This window comes from Collinsella sp. AF29-7AC (assembly GCF_003475665.1).
GTDB lineage: Bacteria > Actinomycetota > Coriobacteriia > Coriobacteriales > Coriobacteriaceae > Collinsella.
On sequence record NZ_QRQX01000008.1, the window covers coordinates 39,124 to 59,377 of the forward strand.

General features: G+C 61.7%; 12 protein-coding genes. 10 read left to right on the forward strand and 2 right to left on the reverse strand.

From position 1 onward, the window contains the following. Positions 1 to 218: 218 nt before the first annotated feature. A complete protein-coding gene (locus DWZ15_RS05090; protein WP_118449758.1) occupies positions 219 to 866 on the reverse strand; it encodes a hypothetical protein in 648 nt (215 codons plus the stop codon). A 668-nt stretch (positions 867 to 1,534) separates the two neighbouring features. Here DWZ15_RS05090 and DWZ15_RS05095 point away from each other — a divergent pair. Then, the gene (locus tag DWZ15_RS05095) at positions 1,535 to 2,650 is read left to right on the forward strand and encodes an ATP-binding protein (protein ID WP_158568459.1); all 1,116 of its coding nucleotides are present in this window, start codon (positions 1,535 to 1,537) and stop codon (positions 2,648 to 2,650) included. Positions 2,651 to 2,895: 245 nt separating this feature from the next. Here the strand turns inward: DWZ15_RS05095 and DWZ15_RS05100 are convergent, their stop codons facing one another. Then, entirely contained in the window at positions 2,896 to 3,564 is a 669-nt protein-coding gene (locus DWZ15_RS05100; RefSeq protein WP_089573291.1) for a hypothetical protein, read from the reverse strand. 482 nt (positions 3,565 to 4,046) lie between these two features. Between DWZ15_RS05100 and clpB the strand changes: the two genes are divergently transcribed. The 9 genes from clpB (at position 4,047) to DWZ15_RS05145 (ending at position 20,242) form a co-directional block, all read left to right on the forward strand. After that, positions 4,047 to 6,674 carry an ATP-dependent chaperone ClpB gene (gene clpB / locus DWZ15_RS05105; RefSeq protein ID WP_118449760.1) on the forward strand — a complete coding sequence of 876 codons (2,628 nt, stop codon included), beginning with the start codon at positions 4,047 to 4,049 and terminating at the stop codon, positions 6,672 to 6,674. A 328-nt stretch (positions 6,675 to 7,002) separates the two neighbouring features. Further along, a complete protein-coding gene (locus DWZ15_RS05110) occupies positions 7,003 to 7,671 on the forward strand; it encodes a Crp/Fnr family transcriptional regulator (RefSeq protein ID WP_158572497.1) in 669 nt (222 codons plus the stop codon). Between the two features lie 156 nt (positions 7,672 to 7,827). Continuing rightward, entirely contained in the window at positions 7,828 to 8,406 is a 579-nt protein-coding gene (locus tag DWZ15_RS05115; RefSeq protein ID WP_118449764.1) for a twin-arginine translocation signal domain-containing protein, read from the forward strand. Between the two features lie 88 nt (positions 8,407 to 8,494). Further along, entirely contained in the window at positions 8,495 to 12,439 is a 3,945-nt protein-coding gene (locus DWZ15_RS05120; RefSeq protein ID WP_118449766.1) for an MBG domain-containing protein, read from the forward strand. Between the two features lie 78 nt (positions 12,440 to 12,517). Further along, on the forward strand, positions 12,518 to 13,705 hold the full coding sequence (locus DWZ15_RS05125; protein WP_199580033.1) for an ABC transporter substrate-binding protein: 1,188 nt from the start codon (positions 12,518 to 12,520) through the stop codon (positions 13,703 to 13,705). A gap of 35 nt (positions 13,706 to 13,740) precedes the next feature. After that, positions 13,741 to 14,940 carry an ABC transporter permease gene (locus DWZ15_RS05130; RefSeq protein WP_199580034.1) on the forward strand — a complete coding sequence of 400 codons (1,200 nt, stop codon included), beginning with the start codon at positions 13,741 to 13,743 and terminating at the stop codon, positions 14,938 to 14,940. After that, a complete protein-coding gene (locus DWZ15_RS05135; RefSeq protein ID WP_199580035.1) occupies positions 14,933 to 15,541 on the forward strand; it encodes an ATP-binding cassette domain-containing protein in 609 nt (202 codons plus the stop codon). The genes DWZ15_RS05130 and DWZ15_RS05135 overlap by 8 nt, the downstream gene beginning before the upstream one ends. Before the next feature lie 72 nt (positions 15,542 to 15,613). Further along, positions 15,614 to 15,817, forward strand: a complete 204-nt coding sequence (locus DWZ15_RS05140; RefSeq protein ID WP_118449768.1) for a nitrate ABC transporter ATPase — start codon at positions 15,614 to 15,616, stop codon at positions 15,815 to 15,817. Positions 15,818 to 15,865: 48 nt separating this feature from the next. Further along, positions 15,866 to 20,242, forward strand: coding sequence for an acyl-CoA dehydratase activase (locus tag DWZ15_RS05145; RefSeq protein ID WP_199580036.1), 4,377 nt, complete (start codon positions 15,866 to 15,868; stop codon positions 20,240 to 20,242). The last annotated feature ends 12 nt before the right edge of the window (positions 20,243 to 20,254 follow it).

Here is a 20,254-nt window from a genome sequence, read left to right on the forward strand (position 1 = left end):
TTGAGAATTTCGGACGGGGCTCCGCGTTCCATCTCGATCTGTAACATCTGGACCCCAATTTGCCGAGTAGTTGTTACAGATCAAGACAAACGTCCGCAGCCGATCATTTCATCTCAATCTGTAACACTTAGGGCCCAAAGGGGCTGCTAGATGTTACAAATCGAGACAGTGGAACATCGGAGCCGAAACCACCACAAAGGTGCCTGTCCGGCGGGTTCTTATTTCGATGGGGTCCAGGTTATTTCATCGTCAAATAGCCAAGTGCGTGCTGAGCCACTGTCGCGCGCTGTCTGTGGATCGGGCTCGCAGGTTTGTTCGTAGGCATCCTCGGTACACCGATCCATAAAATCGACGACTGCCGTCTGGTCGCCTTCCATGACGTAGATCACGTTGCCATCCGAGATATAGACTCCCGGCCCTTCGTTGTCCACGCAGCCGGGGTCGTATGAGACGTTGCACAGTCTGCTCCCGTTTGCCGCATCGAGTTCAAGGGTCGAATGATACCCGCCATTCATTTGGCTGTTCTTGGCTCGATATATTACGGCGCCGTACCACCGCTTAAACGTCTTGCCTTTGAGCAACTTGGCTGCCTTACCGATAAGCTGCTCATCTTTGGTATAGCGCTTGGCCCCAAGTTCGATACGGGGATAGTTGCTGACCCCAAGCGCTGCGGGCGTACCGTCAAAATCGACGGTGATCGAATCGGGTTTGACGATATCGGTGAGGATTTCGATGGGATAGCTTACGGTCTCAATCGCTGCCTGCGTTGCAGAGGCGGGGAGAAATGCGAGATAGATAATTCCTACGCCGACTGCGGTAATCGCAAACGCTAAGACGAGCAGGCCGATATAGGTGGAGCGTTTCACGGCGGGTACCTCGCAAACAGTATGCATTCATTAAGATAAGTGATACCAGCTTACGACAATATTCAAAAGAAAGCGACCGCCCGGAATGAGGGGGCTGAAAGGCCCCATTGGGCTTCGATTTGGGGTCGCCAAACGTAGGCCGGGCTTGATGCCGCCTCTTTTAATCGGGGCTGATTCTTCTCTGGACCACCACAAAGGGAACAGGCACCTTTGTGGCGGTTTCGTTTGTCTCGATCTGTAACGTCTTGGCCGCTAAAAGTGGGCCTGGTGTTACAGATTGAGATTTTCGGATGAGGCTTCGCGGTTAATCTCGATCTGTAACATCTGGACCCCAATTTGCCGAGTAGTTGTTACAGATTTAGACAAACGGTTGCCGTCGATCGCTTCATCTAAATCTGTAACACCTGGGACCGAAAAGGGCCGCTGGATGTTACAGGTTGAGACAGCGGGGTGTGTTGGAGCGAAAACCACCACAAAGGCCCCTTGCGGTGGTTTTTGAGGGGCCAAATGTTTTCCTGTTAGAGTCTAACGCGGACTGTTGGCACCTTTAGTTGTTAGCGGCGGGAAACGGCCGCATGATTAAATAGTTGACCTATTCTCACTACTTTCACTATTTGCACTATTGATACTATAATCACGATAACGACGACAGTAGGAAGGTGGGTACATTGAAGCGCACGATAATCAACCCGTTTAAGCCGACCGCTGGCGCTGAACCTCCGGTCCTTATCGGACGCGAGCGGGTTATTGATGATTTTAGGGACGGCATCGAAGAAGGCGTGGGCGCCCCCGGAAGGCTCATGCGCATTACCGGCCCGCGCGGGTCGGGCAAGACGGCGCTGTTGACAGAGCTCGGCGATATTGCGAAGTCGTATGGTTGGCGCGTGGTTGACGTGACTGCGGCGGGCAGTATCGTCGACGCCATCCAACATGAGCTCGCACGCACCTCGGACAATACCGAGCTTCATTTAGAAGCAAGTCTTGGTGTGGTGAAAGCGGGCGTATCTAAGTCCTCGACCGGGCCTGAGACGTTGCGGGGCGTCTTGACGCGCGTGGCGTCGCAGGAAACGCAACATGGTGCCGGTCTGCTGGTGACGGTCGATGAAATACAGGATGCGGATGCTGATGACGTGCGGCTCGTTGCAGCGGCCGTGCAGCACCTTATCCGCGAACGCAAGAATATCGCGTTTGTATTTGCTGGCTTGACCATGGGCGTAATGGACCTCATCAACGGCCGTGCCCTTACATTTCTACAACGAGCTAAGGCTGAGGAGCTCGCCTCGATTCCGCTGTCGGATGTTTCGGATTCGATGGCTTCAACCGTGGAAGGTGCCGGTTTGCACTTGGATGGCAAGGCGCTTGAAATGACGGCTTGTGCTACGAGGGGATATGCGTATCTCGTGCAACTCGTGGGCTATCGCGTATTCGCGAATGCGCGCAGGCATGCCGACCGCGATGCGTCGATTTCACTTGAGGATGCCCAGAAGGGCATTGAAGATGCGTATGGGGAGTTTGAGGGCTCCGTGCTCGACGTTGCCCTTGCCGATTTGCCGCTTCGCGCGATTGAGTACCTCATTGCCATGGCCAAGCATGAGGGGAATGTGCCGACCAAAGAGATCGCAGCGGGGCTCTCCTTGCCCCCTGCGAGCCTGACAGCGACACGACGGCAACTTATCAAGGCACAGGTTATCGATGCACCCTCACGCGGCATGGTGAGGTTCTCGATTCCATTGCTGCGCGAATATCTGCTTAAGAGCTCGAATGAAATCCTATCAAGATATTGATATTTGTCGGATAGCTTGAAGGGGCCAAAAGCCAACGTCAGAGACTAAAAACGGCCTTCAACGCCGGCGATTGGTCCCTGCCAACCCAAAGAAGCCGCCGCAGGGATGGTTCCTGCGGCGGCTTCTTGCATCGTAGGGCGGAAATGATCGCCGAAAACCACCACAAAGGGGACGGGCACCTTTGTGGTGGTGGGGAGCGAGCTCGATGTCGCCGTTCGGGTTGAGCAACATTTCGATGAAAACCTCTACAGGATTTCGTCCGGGCTGGCGGATTTGGTCGTTTTGGGGATGCCGAGTTTGGACGATGCGAAATCGTCAACATTGTCCTTGATTCCATCTTTAGTGAAGACGGTGACCGTATAGGTGCTGTGCCCAAATTCGCTTTTGTCGCGTATCGCCCAGGCCTGCCAGTAGGCAGCTCTGCCTCGCTCTCTGATTTTTCCAATGCGGCGGAGTTCTGTTCGCTTTAATTTCTGGTCGCTGTCGACGGTTCGGCCGACCTCATCGGTGAGCCCGCACTGTTCAAGCAGTTTGTCGAGGACTTGGTTCATGTGACGCTCATCGGTGTTTGGAGCATAGTCGTAAGCGAGGGTGATGGAGGCAAGGGGTTGGTCATCGATCAGATAGTTCATCGCTTGAGGTTCAAGGTTGAAGTAGGGAGAACGTCCGTCGACCTGACCGAGCAGCGGCAGCTTTGACCGCCAAAGCCCGGTGGGAATTGCATCTTCGTAGAGCACACCGCGGCAGATAAAGGAGAGCGAGGTGGCACGCGAGCCGGCGTCGACCATCCCGCACAAATCGAAGGGCGAGGCGATACCCAGGGAAAAGGGTGTGACGACGATAAGAAAGAGCATCACGATGGGTATGGCGAGAATGGCAATGACGTTGCGAGCAGTAGAATAAGACGACTTCATATCTGCTCCTTGAGACGAAGAGCTATCAAGAACGAGAGAAATGAATATGCTTTAATCACAGTTCATTTTAACCTCAATACGAGCAGGAATAACGGATATTAGGAGCGAGCTCGATGTTGATGTGGACCAACACAAATGAACTGCGTCCCCTTTGTGGTGGTTCCGTTTGTCTCGATCTGTAACAGCTGGGCTGTTAAAAGCGGGCTTGGTGTTACAGATTGAGATTTTTGGGCGGGGCTCCGCGCTCCATCTCAATCTGTAACACCTGGGACCGAAAAGGGCTGCCAGATGTTACAGATTGAGACAGTTGGGTTCCACGGTCGCGCCGGACCGACACTCTCAAGTCCTATCTTTCAATCACTCAGAAAATCTTATATATAGAGACTTAGATTTGTGTATAAGATCGCGCAAAGCTGGCAACAATACTTCTCGAACAACGTGAAGCCGCCCCGTAGGGCGGCCGCCCCAAGAGAGGTGATTCCATGAGAATCGATAAGCTAGCAATGACGTCGCGCGAGGCGTTACAGACTGCCATGAGCACGGCCGCCGACGCGCAGGCCGGCGCGGTGGAGCCGATTCACCTGCTGTCTGCCCTGCTCGGTGCCGGCGAGCGCAATATCTCCGTGATCATCGAGCGCATCGGCGCCGACCCGGCCCAGCTTGCACGCTCCACACAAGATGCCATCGACCATGCGCCCAAGGTGTCGGGCGAGGGTCAGCAGATGGGCCTGTCCAACGAGCTCGTTCGCGTGATCGAGAAGGCCGAGAAAAAGGCCACCAAGATGGGCGACAGCTTTGTGGTGACCGAGCATCTGCTGATGGCACTTGCCGAGGACAAGGGTGAGGCGGGCCGCGTTCTGCGCGACGCCGGCGTTACCAAGGAGCGTATCGAACAGGTCTACGAGGAGCTGCGCGGCGATGACCGCGTGACGTCTGCCGAGGACAAGACGCAGTTTGAGGCGCTGGAGCAGTACGGTCGCAACATCTGCGACCTCGCCCGCGCCGGCAAGCTCGACCCGGTCATCGGCCGTACCGACGAGATTCGCCGTACTATTCAGGTCCTGTCCCGCCGCACCAAGAACAACCCCGTGCTCATCGGTGAGCCGGGCGTGGGCAAGACGGCCATCGTCGAGGGCATCGCCCAGCGTATCGTGGCCGGCGACGTGCCGAGCACCCTGCGCGACCGCGACCTCATCGAGCTCGACATGAGCGCGCTGGTCGCCGGCGCCAAGTATCGCGGAGAGTTCGAGGATCGCTTGAAGGCTGTGCTCAAGGAGGTACAGAAGTCCGAGGGCAAGGTCATCCTGTTCATCGATGAGCTCCATACCATCGTGGGCGCGGGTGCCACCGAGGGCTCCATGGACGCCGGCAACATCCTGAAGCCGGCGCTTGCCCGTGGCGACTTGCATGCGATCGGCGCGACTACGCTTGACGAATACCGCAAGTACATCGAGAAGGACGCGGCGCTCGCCCGTCGTTTCCAGACCGTAATGGTCAGCGAGCCCACCGTCGAGGACACCATCTCGATTCTGCGTGGCCTCAAGGAGAAGTACGAGATCTTCCACGGCGTGCACATCACCGATAGCGCGCTCGTGGCAGCTGCCGACCTCTCCGATCGCTACATCGCCGACCGCTTCCTGCCCGACAAGGCCATCGACCTGGTCGATGAGGCGGCAAGCCGCCTGCGCATGGAACTCGACAGCATGCCGGTCGAAATCGACGCCACCACGCGTCAGCTCACCCAGCTGCAGATCGAGGAGCAGGCGCTTATGAAGGAGACCGACGACGCCTCCAAGGAGCGTCTGGAGGTCCTGCGCCAAGAGATTGCCGAGGTGCAGGAAAAGCTCAACGTGCAAAAGGCTGGCTGGCTCAACCAAAAGAACGCCATCGACCACGTGCAGGAGCTCAAGGGGCAGCTCGACGAGGCCAAGAGCGAAGAGGAGCGCGCGACGCGCAACGGCGATCTGGGCCGCGCGTCCGAGCTGCGCTATTCCGTGATCCCGGGTCTGCAGCAGCAGATTCAGGAGTCCGAGGCTGCACTCGAGGCGCAAAAGCAGCAGGATGGCGAGGGCCTCAACGAACAGGTGACCTCCGATGAGATCGCCGAGGTCGTGAGCGCCTGGACCGGCGTGCCCGTGTCCAAGATGATGCAGGGCGAGCTCGACAAGCTGAAGGGCTTGGAGGGCGAGCTGCATAAGCGCGTCATCGGCCAGGACGAGGCCGTCTCTGCTGTCGCCGCAGCTGTGCGCCGCAGCCGTGCGGGCCTCTCCGATCCGGACAAGCCCATCGGCAGCTTCTTCTTCCTGGGCCCCACCGGCGTAGGCAAGACCGAGCTCGCCAAGGCGCTTGCCGAGTGCCTGTTCGATGACGAGCGCGCGCTCGTGCGTATCGACATGTCCGAGTACATGGAGAAGTTCAGCGTCCAGCGTCTGATCGGTGCGCCCCCGGGATACGTGGGCTACGACGAGGGCGGCCAGCTCACCGAGGCCGTGCGCCGTCGTCCGTACTCCGTAATCTTGCTCGACGAGATGGAGAAGGCCCATCCGGATGTCTTTAACGTGCTGCTGCAGGTGCTCGACGACGGCCGCCTGACCGATGGCCAGGGTCGCCAGGTGTCCTTCAAGAACACGATTATCATCATGACGTCTAACGTGGGCTCCAAGGCCATCGCCGATCTGTCCGGTAAGGACGAGGAGGAGATGCGCCATCAGGTCGACGCCGCCATGGCTCAGACCTTCCGCCCCGAGTTCCTCAACCGTATCGACGATATCGTGGTGTTCCATCCGCTTGGCATGGCGCAGATCGAGAAGATTGTCGACATCCAGCTTGCCGACGTTCGCGCACGCCTGGCCAAGGAGCGCATGACGCTTGCCATCACCCCGGCGGCCAAGCAGATGCTCGCCGTGGGCGGCCTGGACCCCGTGTTCGGTGCCCGTCCGCTCAAGCGCCTGGTCCAGCGCGAGGTCGTGGACGCCATCGCCGCCGCCATCATCGACGGCACGGTGCGCGAGGGCAATCAGGTGACGGTCGATGCCGACAAGGACGGCGGCTTTACCGTCGTGTGCGACAACACGCCGGCGGCCACCTACGAGGTCCCTGAGGACAAGTAATCGGCGCGGGCGAGGATAATCGCTGCGCAGCGAGAGGCGGCGAGTCGCGTCAAGCGGCCCGCCGCCTTTGTTTTGCGCGCCGTTTTCGACGTCGGATGCATTGTCGCTGCATGCCCCGAGTGCGCCCCGATCTTCGACGGATTGACCGCTGCGCTAAAAGCCTCGCCGCCCCTCACTCACGGAATAATTCCAAAAAGTAGCCATGGCAACCTGCACGAAGTTAGCCTTGTGTAACAATTAGCCATTGCAGCTGGGTGCTATGCCGCCGTTCCATCCAGCTGCCTTTCCGCGTGTAGGGAGGGCGGCTGAAAAGGAGCCATCGAGTACCATGGATGTCGATGAGGCAACGCTGGCTGTTCTCAAGAAGTCCCCGGTCTTTGCGGGCATAGATCCCGCCGAGCTGCCCGGCCTGCTGCGCGCCCTCGGCGCGTACACGCGCTCCTTCTCCAAGGGTGAGGCGGTCTTCCGCAGCGGCGATAAGCTCAAGGCCGTGCCCGTGGTGCTCAAGGGTCGCATCGAGGCGCGTATGCTGGGCAAGGACGGCTCGCGTCAGATTATCTCGCGCTTCGAGGTGGGGGATTCCTTTGCCGAGGCGGTCCCCATGGCGGTGGGGACGGCGCCCGTTGAGGCGATCGCCCTTCAGGGCTCCGTCATCCTCTTTCTTCCCGCCGAGGGGGTCAAGGGCAACGGTGACGGTGCACTACTGCGGCTGTACGCCAACGTGATGGGCGAGATGTCCAAGAAGGTCAAGACGCTCACGGCTAAGCTCGCGCTGCTCTCCGAACCGCGCCTTCGCAAACGCATCGCGCTGTACCTGCGGCGCCTGCCGGAGGACAAGGACGGTTACGTGATTATTCCCTATAGCCGCAAGGCCTTGGCGGAGTACCTCGCGGTGAACGATAAGGCGCTGCTGCGCGAGCTCCGCCGCATGATCGAGGAGGGCGTGATCGAGGGCGAGGGTCGGCGCCTTAAGCTGACGAGCCGCGGAGACCTCTAGAAAGCATTCCGAAAAATCTCAAAAAAGTTAGCCAAAGGTAACCCTGGCAACCTTTTTTAAGTTTCTCTTATGAAACAATGTACGCCAAGAGATGAACAGAAGCATGCAGCGTTCAACTCCAAGCTTTACCGCAGTTCCCGATGAAGGGGGAGCACTATGAAGAAGGATTATTCGCGTCGAGATTTTCTGAAAGTGACGGGTGCTGCTGCGCTGGTCGCAGCGGCGGCAGGTTGTGGCCTGGCGACGGAGCCCACGAGCGCGTTTGCCGATGCGAGCACAGATGGCACGTACACGGTCACTGCGAACGTGTACGTTGATAAGGCAGACACGCCTATCGGAAAGAACGCCTATGTCACTAACAGCGGCAACCCTCCGCGCAATAAGCCTACGAGTCCCGTGTATAACAATGCAACACTTGTAATAAAAGACGGGAAAAAACTGCTGACGGTCCCCATCGTTAACGATACGTTTGGCATTTTATCTATCGCTGATACCTCGACGGATGGTGTTGTCTCGGTGGTCGGTACAACTGAAACGGCATGGAAGGCCCCGTTCCCATGGACCACACCTTATGCGAACCGGATCGCAACCATCACCTTTGATGTGACGAACTTTGCAGCGGGTACCTCGGTCGCAACGTTTTCCCCGTCGAAGGAGTTTGCGACGTTCCCGCTGTACAGGGGCGATAAAGCTTGGAACCTGCATCTTGTCGCAGATTTGAGTGCGGCACAGTAAGAGCTTTTGCACGAATTTTGGGGCGCAAAGCTAAAGGCCTCGGCTCAGCTTCGTTAGAGCCGGGGTCTTTTGGAGTAAGGGAGAGGAAATGGATAACAGGGCTACGCGATTGCTCCGCTATGGTTTGAGGCAGGCGGTGATACTCGTTGCCGCCCTCTCGATGGTGGGCTCCCAGCTGCCGATGACGGCGTTTGCCGAGGTGGCCCAGGAGGCCCAGGAGGCCCAGGTTGCCTCTGAGCGGGCAAATTCCGACCAAGGCGTCACGGTCACGGATTCCGAGGCTGCGGGTACCACCGATAATACCGATACTGATTTGTCGGAGAATCATCCGGATGCCGATGCGACGCAGCAAGTTCAGACGGACAAGCAAGAGACCGATGAGAAAGCTGCTGCGGCAGAAGACGTTCCCTCGGCGGCGAAGGGGGAGCAGGAGAAGCAGGGTGCTTCGAGCGATGCGGAGAAAATGCAGGATTCCCAGTCTGCTGAGGAGGAGTCTGCAGCCGCCTCCCTCCTTGCCGCGTCTGATGAGGCTGACCCCGAGTCCTCGCGCATCTACTCGTCCGTGGACAAGCTCGCGCCGGGAACGTATAGCGTTCTGGCGAACATCTCCATGCGTGACCCCATTCCCGGCATGAATCTGCGAGCCTATGCCACAAATCCTCTTAATCCGGAAGGCATTAACGGTGCCAGCGGTATCCCCAATGTTCCCGTAAAGACTCGTAATGCCACGCTTGTCGTTGCTGCGGACGGCACGGTAACCGTTGTCGTCACCCTGCCCAACCCGGTTTTCACCTTTCAGAAGCTTGGTACGAGCGATGGGGCGAAGATTACGAATGTAACCAAGAAGCCAATCGAGAAGAAGGACAACGATGACGCCTACAACAAGGGGGTTGCCGATGCAGGCATTACAACGCGCATCGAACACATCACCTTCCAATTGGACAATCTGAGCGGCACCTACCATTTGACCGGAAATACCGAGTACGCAACTACGCTCAATAAATACCTCAACAAGGATCTCGATTTGGACCTTGACCTCGCGAACGCCAAGAAGGAAGTCTCGGGTGATTTTGCGAAAACGTTCAGCGATCAAGCGACTGGCGTGAAGCTCGATGTAAAGGCCGATGCGAGCTCGTCGGCGATAAATGAGCTGTCCGAGGCGACCCTTTCCGTCGCGTCGGTTACCAGCGGTCACGCATATGAAGCACTGAAGGTCTCTCTCGGTCAGAAGTATAAGACGGTTCCCGATTATGCGCTCTATACCATCGATTTGATGGCACAGGGGGCCGCCATCGTACCAGATGACGCTATGGCCTTGACGTTGAAGCTGTCCAAGCAGCCTGCCGGATCCAAGGTGTTCCGTTTCGCCGGAAACAAATTGGAGGAAGTTGGCTCCGTTGCCGCCGACGGCACCCTGAGCGCCCCGGTTTCCGGTCTGGGTTCCTTTGTGATTGCGACTCCCAAGGACGAGGCAAATACGGGTGAGTGGGCCTGGACTTGGGATAGCCTGGACGCGGTCTCAGGTATCGGCATCTCGTACGAGACCGATGGAACGCTTGATGGTCCTTTTACGGATCTGGGTACGCCCGAAGAGAGCGTTGAGATTATGAAGTGGTACTCAGGATATTTCAAGTTGAACACAAAGATATTGAACGACAGGGGATATACCGATCAGGTGCAATCTCTGGTGTCGAGTGAGTCTTCGTTTTCCTCGCCACAGGTGAAGGGTCTGTATAGTGCAGGGCTAACGATGCCCGAGTTTGTTCCCGATGCTAATCTCTTCGATCCCGCGGGCAAATTCACTTTCTCTGATGAGCACATTGTGTTTGCCATGACGGTGCCCGCCTCCCAGGGAAGCGAGTTCTACCTGATAACGGGCACCAAAGGCTCGGGTGCCACCAAAGCAATCAAGCTCAAGGCATCGGTGGCGGACGGCAAGGCGTACGTTCGCCTGACAAAGGAGAATACCGGCACTGACAACGTAACGAACTACCTGTTCAACTCCGCGTTGGATCTTGACGGAGGGACGATGCAGCCTGCCAGTGACGATACCCCCTGGGGCTACATTGCCGTGGTCAACGACGCTCCCAAACAGGTTGTCCAGCCGACGGCGGTGAAGGATCTCGTCTACACCGGAAAGGCCCAGATCGGCGTGACCGCGGGCGAGGGCTATACCGTTGGTGGCGTGGCTTCGTCAACCAACGCGGGAAGCTACAAAGCTATCGTTACCCTCAAGGACGGCTACGTCTGGAAGGATGGCACGAACAACCCCGTGATTATCGACTGGTCCATTGCTAAAGCCCCGCTTACGGCAGCCTTCAAGAACACGACGCTCAATGTGGGTGATGAGCTCAGTACCGGCCTTATGGATATTACGGGGTTTGTGAACGGCGAATCTATTATCTCGGTGAAACTGGCAGATACAACGTTCACCTTGCCGACGATGTCGGGCGGTGATACGTCGCAGGTTGGTACGTATACCGTGACCCCGACGGGCGGTACTGCTAAGAACTATGAGTTTGTGGGCGTACCGGGAGTGTTGACGGTCAAGAAGCCCGAAGCTTCCAAGGAACTCACCCCCGGCACTTACCGGATTACCGCCAACCTCTCCATGCCGGGCAAGTACAACCCGTTGTTGCCGGGCACCACGGTGTATCCGACGAATCCGAATAACCCATTTGGACCCGTGATCGATTACAACGATCAAGCCGAGGTGTCGAACGCTATTCCAACGACCCCTGTTTCCATGAATGCGACGCTCGTGGTGGCGAAAGATGGGACGCGCACGCTTGTCCTACCTGTTAAGAATCCCGTGTTCACGCTGCAGGAACTTGGTACGTCAAGCGAGCTCAAGGATATTTCGGTCACGCGCGTGCCGCCCAAGGATCCAGCAAACTGGAAATACGGGAAGTACGAAACGCGGATCAGTCAGCTGACGATTAAGCTGACTGACGACTTGACAAGTGGGACGAAGGCATACTTCTTCAAGGGCTCTAAGATGTACGCAGTGCCCCTAGACCAGGATATTCAGCCGGCGGGTGATGTCGCCCTGCAGCTTGATGTTGCCTATAGCTCCGCCAAGAAGGTTTCTGACACCACGACGGTTCCCGGCGGTAACGGCGGTTCCACGAAACCCGGAGGCAACGGGGGAGGGTCGGATCATAACAACTCCGGCAACGCCGGTGGTAACCAGAACAACAATCAAGGCAACCAGGGCAACTCGAACAACGGGGGCTCCACGGGCGGTGGCGGCACGGCGACCGGGCACCTTAAGGAGGGTACCTACACCGTGACGGCGAACATCTACGTGAGCCGTGCGAGCTCGGGCCTGCCGCTCTCGCCGCACATCACGAGCGGCGTGTTCCCGCCCAAGGACCCGGTCACCAACAACGCCACGCTCAAGGTGGACGCCAACGGCCGCGCCGTGCTCTACCTGCCCATTAAGATCCAGTCGCGCATCATGACGGTGCAGAGCGTGAACGGGTTGAACGTCATCTCGAGCACAGGTGGCAACGCGCTCACCGGCGTGACCATCGACCTCGGCGTGCTTGAGAACCCCGGCTCCACCATCAAGAAGGGCTGCTCGGTGACCATCACCATGGGCTCACTCGCCTCGACCATCTCGGGCATCACCGGCCAGCACACCTGGGACGCCACCTTCGAGCTGAACCTCTCGGGGCTGCCGAGCTCCGGTGGCGGCTCGGTCCCGGCCGGCCTGCTCTCCAAGCTGCAGAACGCCGATTCCAACGTGACGGGCGTCACGACCAAGGAGGCCGAGCAGGCCGCCCTCGAGGCGCTCGAAGCCGAGGCGGCGGCTGCCGGCGAGGACGGCAAGAACAGTCCCGTGCAGAAACTTGCGGGCAAGAGCAGTGGCGAGAAGGCGCTCGAGACCAACCCGATTGCCTTTGCGGCCGGCGTGGTGTTTGCCGGCGCGCTGGTTGGCGGTGGCTGCGTGTGCGGCGTGAACGCCTATCGCCGCCACAAGCGCGAGGCAGAGCGGAGCAGTCGCACGGCCGAGAAGACCGAGGCTTAGTCGCCGCAAGGCATGCAGGCAGGGCGGACGGGATGCTGGTCCCGTTCGTCCTTTTCAAACGTACTGGGAGACGCATCCATGAATATCACCACCGATCTTTCGCGCCGTAGCTTTCTGGCGCTTGGCGGTTCTGTCCTCACGGTTCTGACTGGCCTAGGCCTCGCCGGCTGCTCGGGCGGCTCATCTACCGGCTCCGGTTCCGCTGCTGCCGACTCGTCGCCCGCGGGCGTGACCTTCAAGTCTAAGACCGAGGATCGCGAGCTCAAGGGCTCGGCCGACGCCACCAAGGTGCGCGTGGGCCTCATCATGGGCCCGCCCTCCATGGGACTCTCGCAGTTCCTGCTGGCGGCTAAGAACAACAAGACCTTCAACGACTTCTCCTTCGAGCTGAACGGCGTGGACTACGTGGGCCTCTCGGCTAAGTTCAACCAAGGGGACTACGACATCTGCACCCTGCCCAGCAACATCGGCCCCATCCTTTTCAACAACGACGAGCTCAAGAACGACTATCAAGTCATTTCCATTGACAACCTGGGCGTGCTCTACGTGATGACCACCGATCCCTCCATCAAGACGCTCGACGACCTCAAGGGCAAGCAGGTGCTCGCCTACGGCCAGGGCGGCACGCCGGAGTACACCATCGAGGCGCTGCTCAAGAAGACAGGGCATGCTGGCGACTTCAACATCGTGTTCAAGAGCACACCATTCGAGATCCTGAACCTCATTCAAGATCAGCCGAACGCCATCGCCATTCTGCCGCAGCCCTTCGTGGCGCTCGCCGAGACCATGGTGGACAAGCTCTACGTGCCCATCTCCATCACGGACGAGTGGAACAAGGCGTTCAAGAAGGAGGGATCGATGGCTGTTACCACCACGACCATCGTGAATAAGAAGTTCGCCGAGGAGCACGAGCAGGCCGTGGTGGAGTACCTGCAGATGGCGGGCAAGAGCGTGGAGTGGTCACTCAAGAACATGAAGGCCGCCTCGCAGCTGCAGGAGGAGTTGGGGACCTTCCTCAACAACCAGGTATCGCTTGCGGCTATGCCGCACATCGAGATGGTGAACCTCACGGGCGAGCGTATGCGCACGGCGCTCTCCGGGTTCGTGAAGTGCCTCTACGACGCCAACCCCGATAGCGTGGGCGGCAAGATTCCCGGTGACGGCTTCTACTACCTGCCGCCCCAGGGGTATCTGGACGATTCGAACACGAGCGTCTCGGGCGAGGACGTGCCCACCGACGGCAGCGCGAGCGGGGATCTGCAGTGAGTGCCCAGGAGAGGGGTGCCGGCAAGGCAGGTGCCGTGGACGCGGGCATACCGGCGTCTGCGGCGGACGAGGCCGCGCGCGGCGAGGCTTGGGCCGAGGCGGCGGGCGCTCCCGGGCGCGTGCTCACCCCGGCGCAGATCCACGACATGATGGGCGTGGACGAGGCACGCGCCGCGCAGATGATCCAGATGGTGCGTCAGAACGGCTTGCCCGACGACCAGATGGCGTTCATGGTGCGCACCGCCGCGGGCAAGGGCGCCACGCCGGACAGAATCCTCGCGGTGATGCGGACCTTCGGGGCCGCGGACGAACGGGCTATCGGCGTGATGCGCACCTCCGGCGTGCTGGGTGACGAGGAGGCCGACGCCTTTCTTGTGGGTGTGCGTGCGCTTGCCGTGGCGGCCACGGGCGCCGCGGATGACGAGGACGCCGCTGCCGTCGCGCGGCGCGAGAAGTGCCTCGGCCTCCTCAAGCGGGCGGGCATCATCCTGTTCTGGTTCGCGGTGTGGGAGGTCGCCGACCGCCTCATCGGCAACCGCCTGGTGCTCGCCGGGCCCATCCGCACGCTCGAGGCGCTGGCCGCCCAAGTGGTGAAGCCCAACTTCTGGGTGATCAGCCTGGCGTCCACGGCGCGCATCGCCGTCGGCTTCCTCATGAGCTTCACGGCGGGCGTGCTGCTGGCGCTCGTGGCGTACCGCATGCGCATCGTGCGCGACTTCGTGGACCCCATTATCTCGCTGCTGCGGACGCTGCCCATCGTGAGCTTCATCATCATGCTACTCATCTGGGTGGGGCCGCAGAACCTCACCATGTTCCTGGCGTTCTTCATCGTGCTGCCGCTCATCTACACCAACGTGCTCTCGGGCTTTGAGAGCGTGGATCACCAGATGCTCGAGATGGCGCGGGTGTTCCGCCTCTCGCCATGGCACACGTTCATGTACGTGTACCGGCCCGCGGTGATGCCGTTTCTGGCTTCGAGCTGCAAGATCAGCCTGGGCATGAGCTGGAAGAGCGGCATCATGGCCGAGGTGCTCGCCATGCCCGATCCGTCGATCGGCAAGCAGATGAACACGGCGCGCACCTTCTTGAACACGCCGGACCTCTTTGCCTGGACCGTGGTGGTGATGATCCTCTCGCTCGCGTTCGAGAAGCTGTTCATGCAGCTGGTGAAGCTCGCGGCGCGGCCGTGGGGCGGACCGTTGGGACGCGGCGGCACCGCGAAGGGCGGTGAGTGACGTGGGGTCGGTGGAAGACGTTCGCATCGAGGGGCTCCGTAAGAGCTTCGGCGATCTGGACGTGCTGCACGGCGTGACCTTCACCCTAATCGCGGGTGGCGTCTACTGCCTCATGGCGCCCTCGGGCAGCGGTAAGACAACGCTCTTCAAGGTGCTGCTGGGGCTCGATGCGGCAGATGCCGGCGTCGTGACGGGTATCGCGCCCGGGCAGATCGCGGCGATGTTTCAGGAGGAGCGCCTCTGCGAGGCGTTGACGCCCGTGGAGAACGTGCTGCTCGTGTGCCCGCGCGGAACGCGTCGGGCGCGGGTGCGCTCGCTGCTTTCGCGGATCCTGCCCGAGGACTCGCTCGACCGGCCCGTTTCGCAGCTCTCGGGTGGCATGCGGCGACGCGTGTCGCTCGCCCGCGCGGTGGCGTATCCCTCGCGGATGCTGCTGCTCGACGAGCCCTTCACCGGCCTCGACGCCGTGACCAAGGGACGCGTCATCGATTTTTTGCTGTCGGAGCGGCGCGGGCGCACGATGCTCGTCTCGACCCATGCCGAGGGCGATGTGGCGCTGCTGGGCGGGGAGAAGATCGAGCTCGACCGCGTGCAGGACTAGAGGATTGATCGCGGCGCCGCTGCGGGACCACTCCCGCCTGCGCCGAACCGATACCGAGATGAGGAGACAACTATGTTCGATAGCACCAAGACCATGCGTGAAATCGCGACCGAGGACCCCCTGTTCGCCGAATTCCTGGTGAGCAAGGGCTTCCCCTTCACCGTGGACAACCCCATCACTGAGCTCGTCACCTTCGACGACGTGGTGAACGTACGGCAGCTCGACCGTGACGCCTTTCTGGCCGAGTACGAGGAGTATCGCGCGGCGCGCGCGTAGAGCTTCGTGCACAGGAGGGGCGCCGAGAGGGGACAGAGGGGTCTTCATATGGCTATGACGCAGCACTACACGCTGGGAATCGATATGGGCGCGAGCTCGGTCAAGGTGGTCGCGCTCGGGACGGGCGCAGCCGCGGCGGAGGGCGCGGGTGCGGGGAGCGCGCCGGCCGTGCTTTGGAGCACGCGGCGGCCGCACTACGGCGATCCCGTCGCCTGCCTGCGCGACCTGCTCGCGGGCATGCCCGCGGCGCTGGCGCCCGAGGGCTGCGGCGGCATCGCGGCGACGGGCTCGGGGGCGGGTGCGCTCACCGAGGCGGGTGCCGCGCTGCCCGTGCTCGAGGACGTGCCGGCCATTGCCTCCGGTGCAAAGATCATGGCTCCGGAGGCCCGCTCGGTCATCGAGATCGGCGGTCAGAACGCCTACTTCGTCTGCCGGCTCGCGGCGGCGGTGCCCGAGTTCGCCATGAACGAGAGCTGCGCTTCGGGTACCGGCTCGTTCTTCGAGGACCAGATGACCCGCCTGGGGCTTAGGATCGAGGACTTCTCCGCACTCGTGGGGCGCGCCGAGGGACATGAGGTTCCACGCATCTCGGGACGCTGCGCCGTCTTCGCCAAGACGGACATCATCCACCGCCAGCAGGAGGGCGTCCCCGTGGAGGACATTCTGCTCGGCCTCTGCTACGCCATGGTGAAGAGCTACAAGGCGCTCATCGTGCGCGGCCTGCCCGTGGAGGCGCCCGTGGCACTCTCGGGCGGGGTGCTGCTGAACGCCGGCGTGGTGCGAGCCGTGCGCGAGGTCTTCAAGCTGGGTGAAGATGGGCTCATCGCACGCGAGGAGAGCCTCTTCTTCCAGGCGGCGGGCGCGGCGCTCCATGCCTCTAAGCTCGCGGCGGCGGGCGGCGGGGCGGCGACCCTCAATGCCCTGCGCGGTGTGCTCGACCACCCGCGCTCCCAGGCGGGCGAGCTGCCCCGTTTGGCACCGTTGCCGAACAGCGGGTACCGTCCCGGCGAGGGCTTCGCCGTGCTGCCGCGCGAGGATTGGGAGCGCGACCCCCTGACCGGCCGCATTCCGGTGTTTTTGGGAATCGACGTGGGGTCGACCTCGACGGACCTGGTCCTCCTCGACCCCCGTGGCCGCGTGCTCAATGCCCAGTACCTGCGCACCGGCGGCGACGCGCGCCGTGCCGTGCACGAGGGGCTGGCAACGCTGGCCGCCCGCCTGGGTTCCGAGGTGCAGGTTCGCGCCGTGGCCACGACGGGCTCCGGCCGCAGCCTCATCGGCAAGTTCGTGGGCGCCGACGCCGTGGTGGACGAGATCACCTGCCAGGCTGCCGGCGCGGCGCATGCCGACCCGAAGGTGGACACCGTCTTCGAGATCGGCGGACAGGATTCCAAGTTCATCTCGCTCGCCGGCGGGCAGGTTTCCGACTTTCAGATGAATAAGGTTTGCGCTGCCGGAACGGGCAGCTTCATCGAGGAGCAGGCCGCTCGCCTCGCCATACCGCTCGCCGAGTACGGACTGCTCGCGCTTTCGAGCGAAGCACCGGTCGATCTGGGCGAGCGTTGCACGGTCTTCGTGGAGAGTGCTATCAGCGCGGCCCTCTCCGCCGGTGCCGCCAAGCGCGACGTGGCCGCCGGCCTCGCCCTCTCCATCGTGCGCAATTACCTGCACCGCGTGGTGGGCGGCAAGCGCGTGGGGTCGCATATCGTGCTGCAGGGCGGCGTCGCCTACAACCCCGCAATCGTGGAGGCGTTCCGCTCGTTTTACCCCGACACACTCACGGTGTCGCCCAACTTCGCCATCTCGGGTGCGGTGGGGGCGGCCCTCATGGCCGCCGATGCCGCCGCGAAGCCGGGTTTCGAGCTCACGGCGTTCAAGGGGTTCGATCTTTCCGGCACGGCAGCCGCGGCGCGCGGCGTGGACGAGCGCGCGGTCGCGCTCAACCGTGCGTTCTACAAAAAGACCGAGGAGCTCTTTCTCGAGGGCTACACGGGCAAAATCGACCCGGCCAAGAAGACCGTGGGCATCCCGCGCTGCCTCATGTTGCACCGCCTATTCCCGCTTGCCAACGCCTACTTCTCCCGTTTGGGCTACAACGTGCTGCTCTCGCCCGACACCACCGAGGAGCAGGTCCGCCTGGCACAGGAGAACGCGCGCGGTGAGACCTGCTATCCCGTGAAGCTCATCTACGGGCACATGGCGTGGCTCGCGGAGCGCGAACCCGACTACATCTTCATGCCGAGCCTGCACACCATCCGGCACGCGAGCTCGCGTGTGGCGCACAACTACGCATGCCCTTATATGCAGACGGCGCCGCGCTTGGTGGCGGACGCCCTCGGTCTGGAGCGGCGCGGCATCGAGCTACTGAACCCCCTGCTCGACATGGATTTTGGCCAGGAGGCCATGGCGCAGGCGCTGCTGGGGCTGGGCGAGCGGCTGGGCCATACGCGCCAGGAGGCGGCCGTGGCCATGATGGCGGGCGGCTTTGCCGTCACGTCCTTTGGTGAGAAGACCGAGGCGCTGGGCGACGAGCTTTTGGGTTCGCTCGCGCCGGGGGAGCGCGTGCTTGTGCTCATCACGCGCAACTACGGTATCTCCGATGGCGCCCTCAACATGGGAATCCCCGAGATTCTGCTGGACCGTGGACAGAAGGTTATCACGCTCGGGCACCTGCACGCGCATGATATCGATGTCTCGGCTGACCACCCCGGCATCTGCTGGCCGTTTGGGCAGCACATCCTTTCGGGCGCTAAGATGGTGCGGCGCGATTCGCGGCTCTTCGCGGTGTACCTCACCAACCACGGCTGCGGTCCCGACACCATGCTCGACAAGCTCTTCGCCGAGGAGATGGGTGAGAAGCCCTACCTCACGATCGAGTGCGATGAGCACTTCAGCCGCGTGGGCGTGATCACGCGCGTGGAAGCGTTCCTGAACGCGCTGGCACATCTCTCTGAGGAGGACGCGGAGCGGGTGAGCTCGCCTGCGGGTGTTGGCGCGGATGCGGCCGCGGCCGACGTCGTGTCCGGGCCGTCGTGCGTGCACCGGGATGCGGCTAGCGGGGTCGCGCGCGCGGCGAGTGCGGCCGGTGCCGACTGTGCCGCTCCCTCGATGGCGCTCTCCGTCATACCCGAGGGTGGCGAGGCACTCGATCCCGCGGTGCCCGTGGCGGTGCCCGGGGTGGGCGCGTACGGCGACCTCGCGGCCGCATGGCTGCGCACGCGGGGCTTCGACGCCCGTGCGATCCCACTCGACGCCGTGGCACTCGAGGCCGGGCGTACGGCGACGTCCACCAAGGAGTACGGCTCGTTCACGGCGTTCCTGGGCGCGGCGCTCGTGGCGGCGCAGGCCTCTGTTCCGGGGCCGCTCTCGCTGGCATTGCCTGCCACCTGCGGCGCCGAGGCCGATAACCAATATGACCGCGTGGTCCGCGCGGTGCTGCGCCAGCGTGGCTGCGGTGACGTGGCAATCGCCGCGCCGCGTTTTGAGGTCCTTCCCTGGGAGCTCAACCGCCGGCTGGGCGCAGGGGCGGTTTCCGAGCTCTTCGGCGTGCTGCTCGCGGGCGATGCCGCCTATGCGCTGCCGGTGTCGACACGGGCGGGTTTCGTGCGCGCCTGCGTGGAGCAGCTTGTCGCCGGGGGAGCTTCCTCGCTGGACGTGCCGCGGATCGCGCGGCTCGTCGCGGAGTTCGCAGGGGGCGATGCCCCCGATGTTGTCAAGTGGCTCGCCTTGGTGGGGGAGTGGCCCTGGGTCTATGCCGACGAGCTTACGGGCGAGCTGTGGGACGAGGTCGCGCAACGCGGCTATCGGCTCGCGCGCATGCCGCTCTCGGAGTTCTTCTGGATGATGTGGCAAGACGAGTGGGAGCAGGACTCCTCGCAGGGGTCTCGCAGCGGGGTGAAGGGCATGCCCTGGGGGCCGGGAACGCAGACGGGGGTCGCCGCGGCTCCTGCCGCTGCGCCGTCCGATGCCGTGTCCGCCGTCGAAGTGCCGGCCGATCCCTTTGCCGTCCCGGCGGACGAGTTGGCGGACCGCGCGGCCTTGCTTGATGCCTTCCGCTGCCAGATGGCTGCGCTCTCGGCTGCCCTTGAGAATGTGCTCGGCGCGGGTTCGAGCTCGTTCGCCGTGAATCCGGGCGAGCTCATCGCCGCGGCGGATGCAGGCATCCCGCGCTTCCGCGGAGCCGGTGCGCGGTATCGCTTCGCTAAGGTCGCGCTTGAACGTCTGCGTTCGGCGGGCGTGGTGACGGTGGCGTCGATGTACGAGAACGTCGACACCATCCTGCGGCTCAAGGCCGATAACGATGAGGCGCGGGAGGACATCGAGCGCGGTGGGGCCGCCGGCGCGCCGGTGCTGCGCCTCGCGTTCGACGGCACGCTCGACACCTCGAACATCGAGAAGCTTCGTTCGTACCTTTACTATATATAGGTGCCATCTTAG

What these genes read in the sequence shown, in the direction of transcription:
- DWZ15_RS05110 (WP_158572497.1), top strand. Translation starts at nt 7,003, where the DNA reads ATGGATGTCGATGAGGCAACGCTGGCTGTTCTCAAGAAGTCCCCGGTC.
- DWZ15_RS05140 (WP_118449768.1), top strand. Translation starts at nt 15,614, where the DNA reads ATGTTCGATAGCACCAAGACCATGCGTGAAATCGCGACCGAGGACCCC.
- DWZ15_RS05120 (WP_118449766.1), top strand. Translation starts at nt 8,495, where the DNA reads ATGGATAACAGGGCTACGCGATTGCTCCGCTATGGTTTGAGGCAGGCG.
- DWZ15_RS05145 (WP_199580036.1), top strand. Translation starts at nt 15,866, where the DNA reads ATGGCTATGACGCAGCACTACACGCTGGGAATCGATATGGGCGCGAGC.
- DWZ15_RS05115 (WP_118449764.1), top strand. Translation starts at nt 7,828, where the DNA reads ATGAAGAAGGATTATTCGCGTCGAGATTTTCTGAAAGTGACGGGTGCT.
- DWZ15_RS05100 (WP_089573291.1), bottom strand. Translation starts at nt 3,564, where the DNA reads ATGAAGTCGTCTTATTCTACTGCTCGCAACGTCATTGCCATTCTCGCC.
- clpB (WP_118449760.1), top strand. Translation starts at nt 4,047, where the DNA reads ATGAGAATCGATAAGCTAGCAATGACGTCGCGCGAGGCGTTACAGACT.
- DWZ15_RS05125 (WP_199580033.1), top strand. Translation starts at nt 12,518, where the DNA reads ATGAATATCACCACCGATCTTTCGCGCCGTAGCTTTCTGGCGCTTGGC.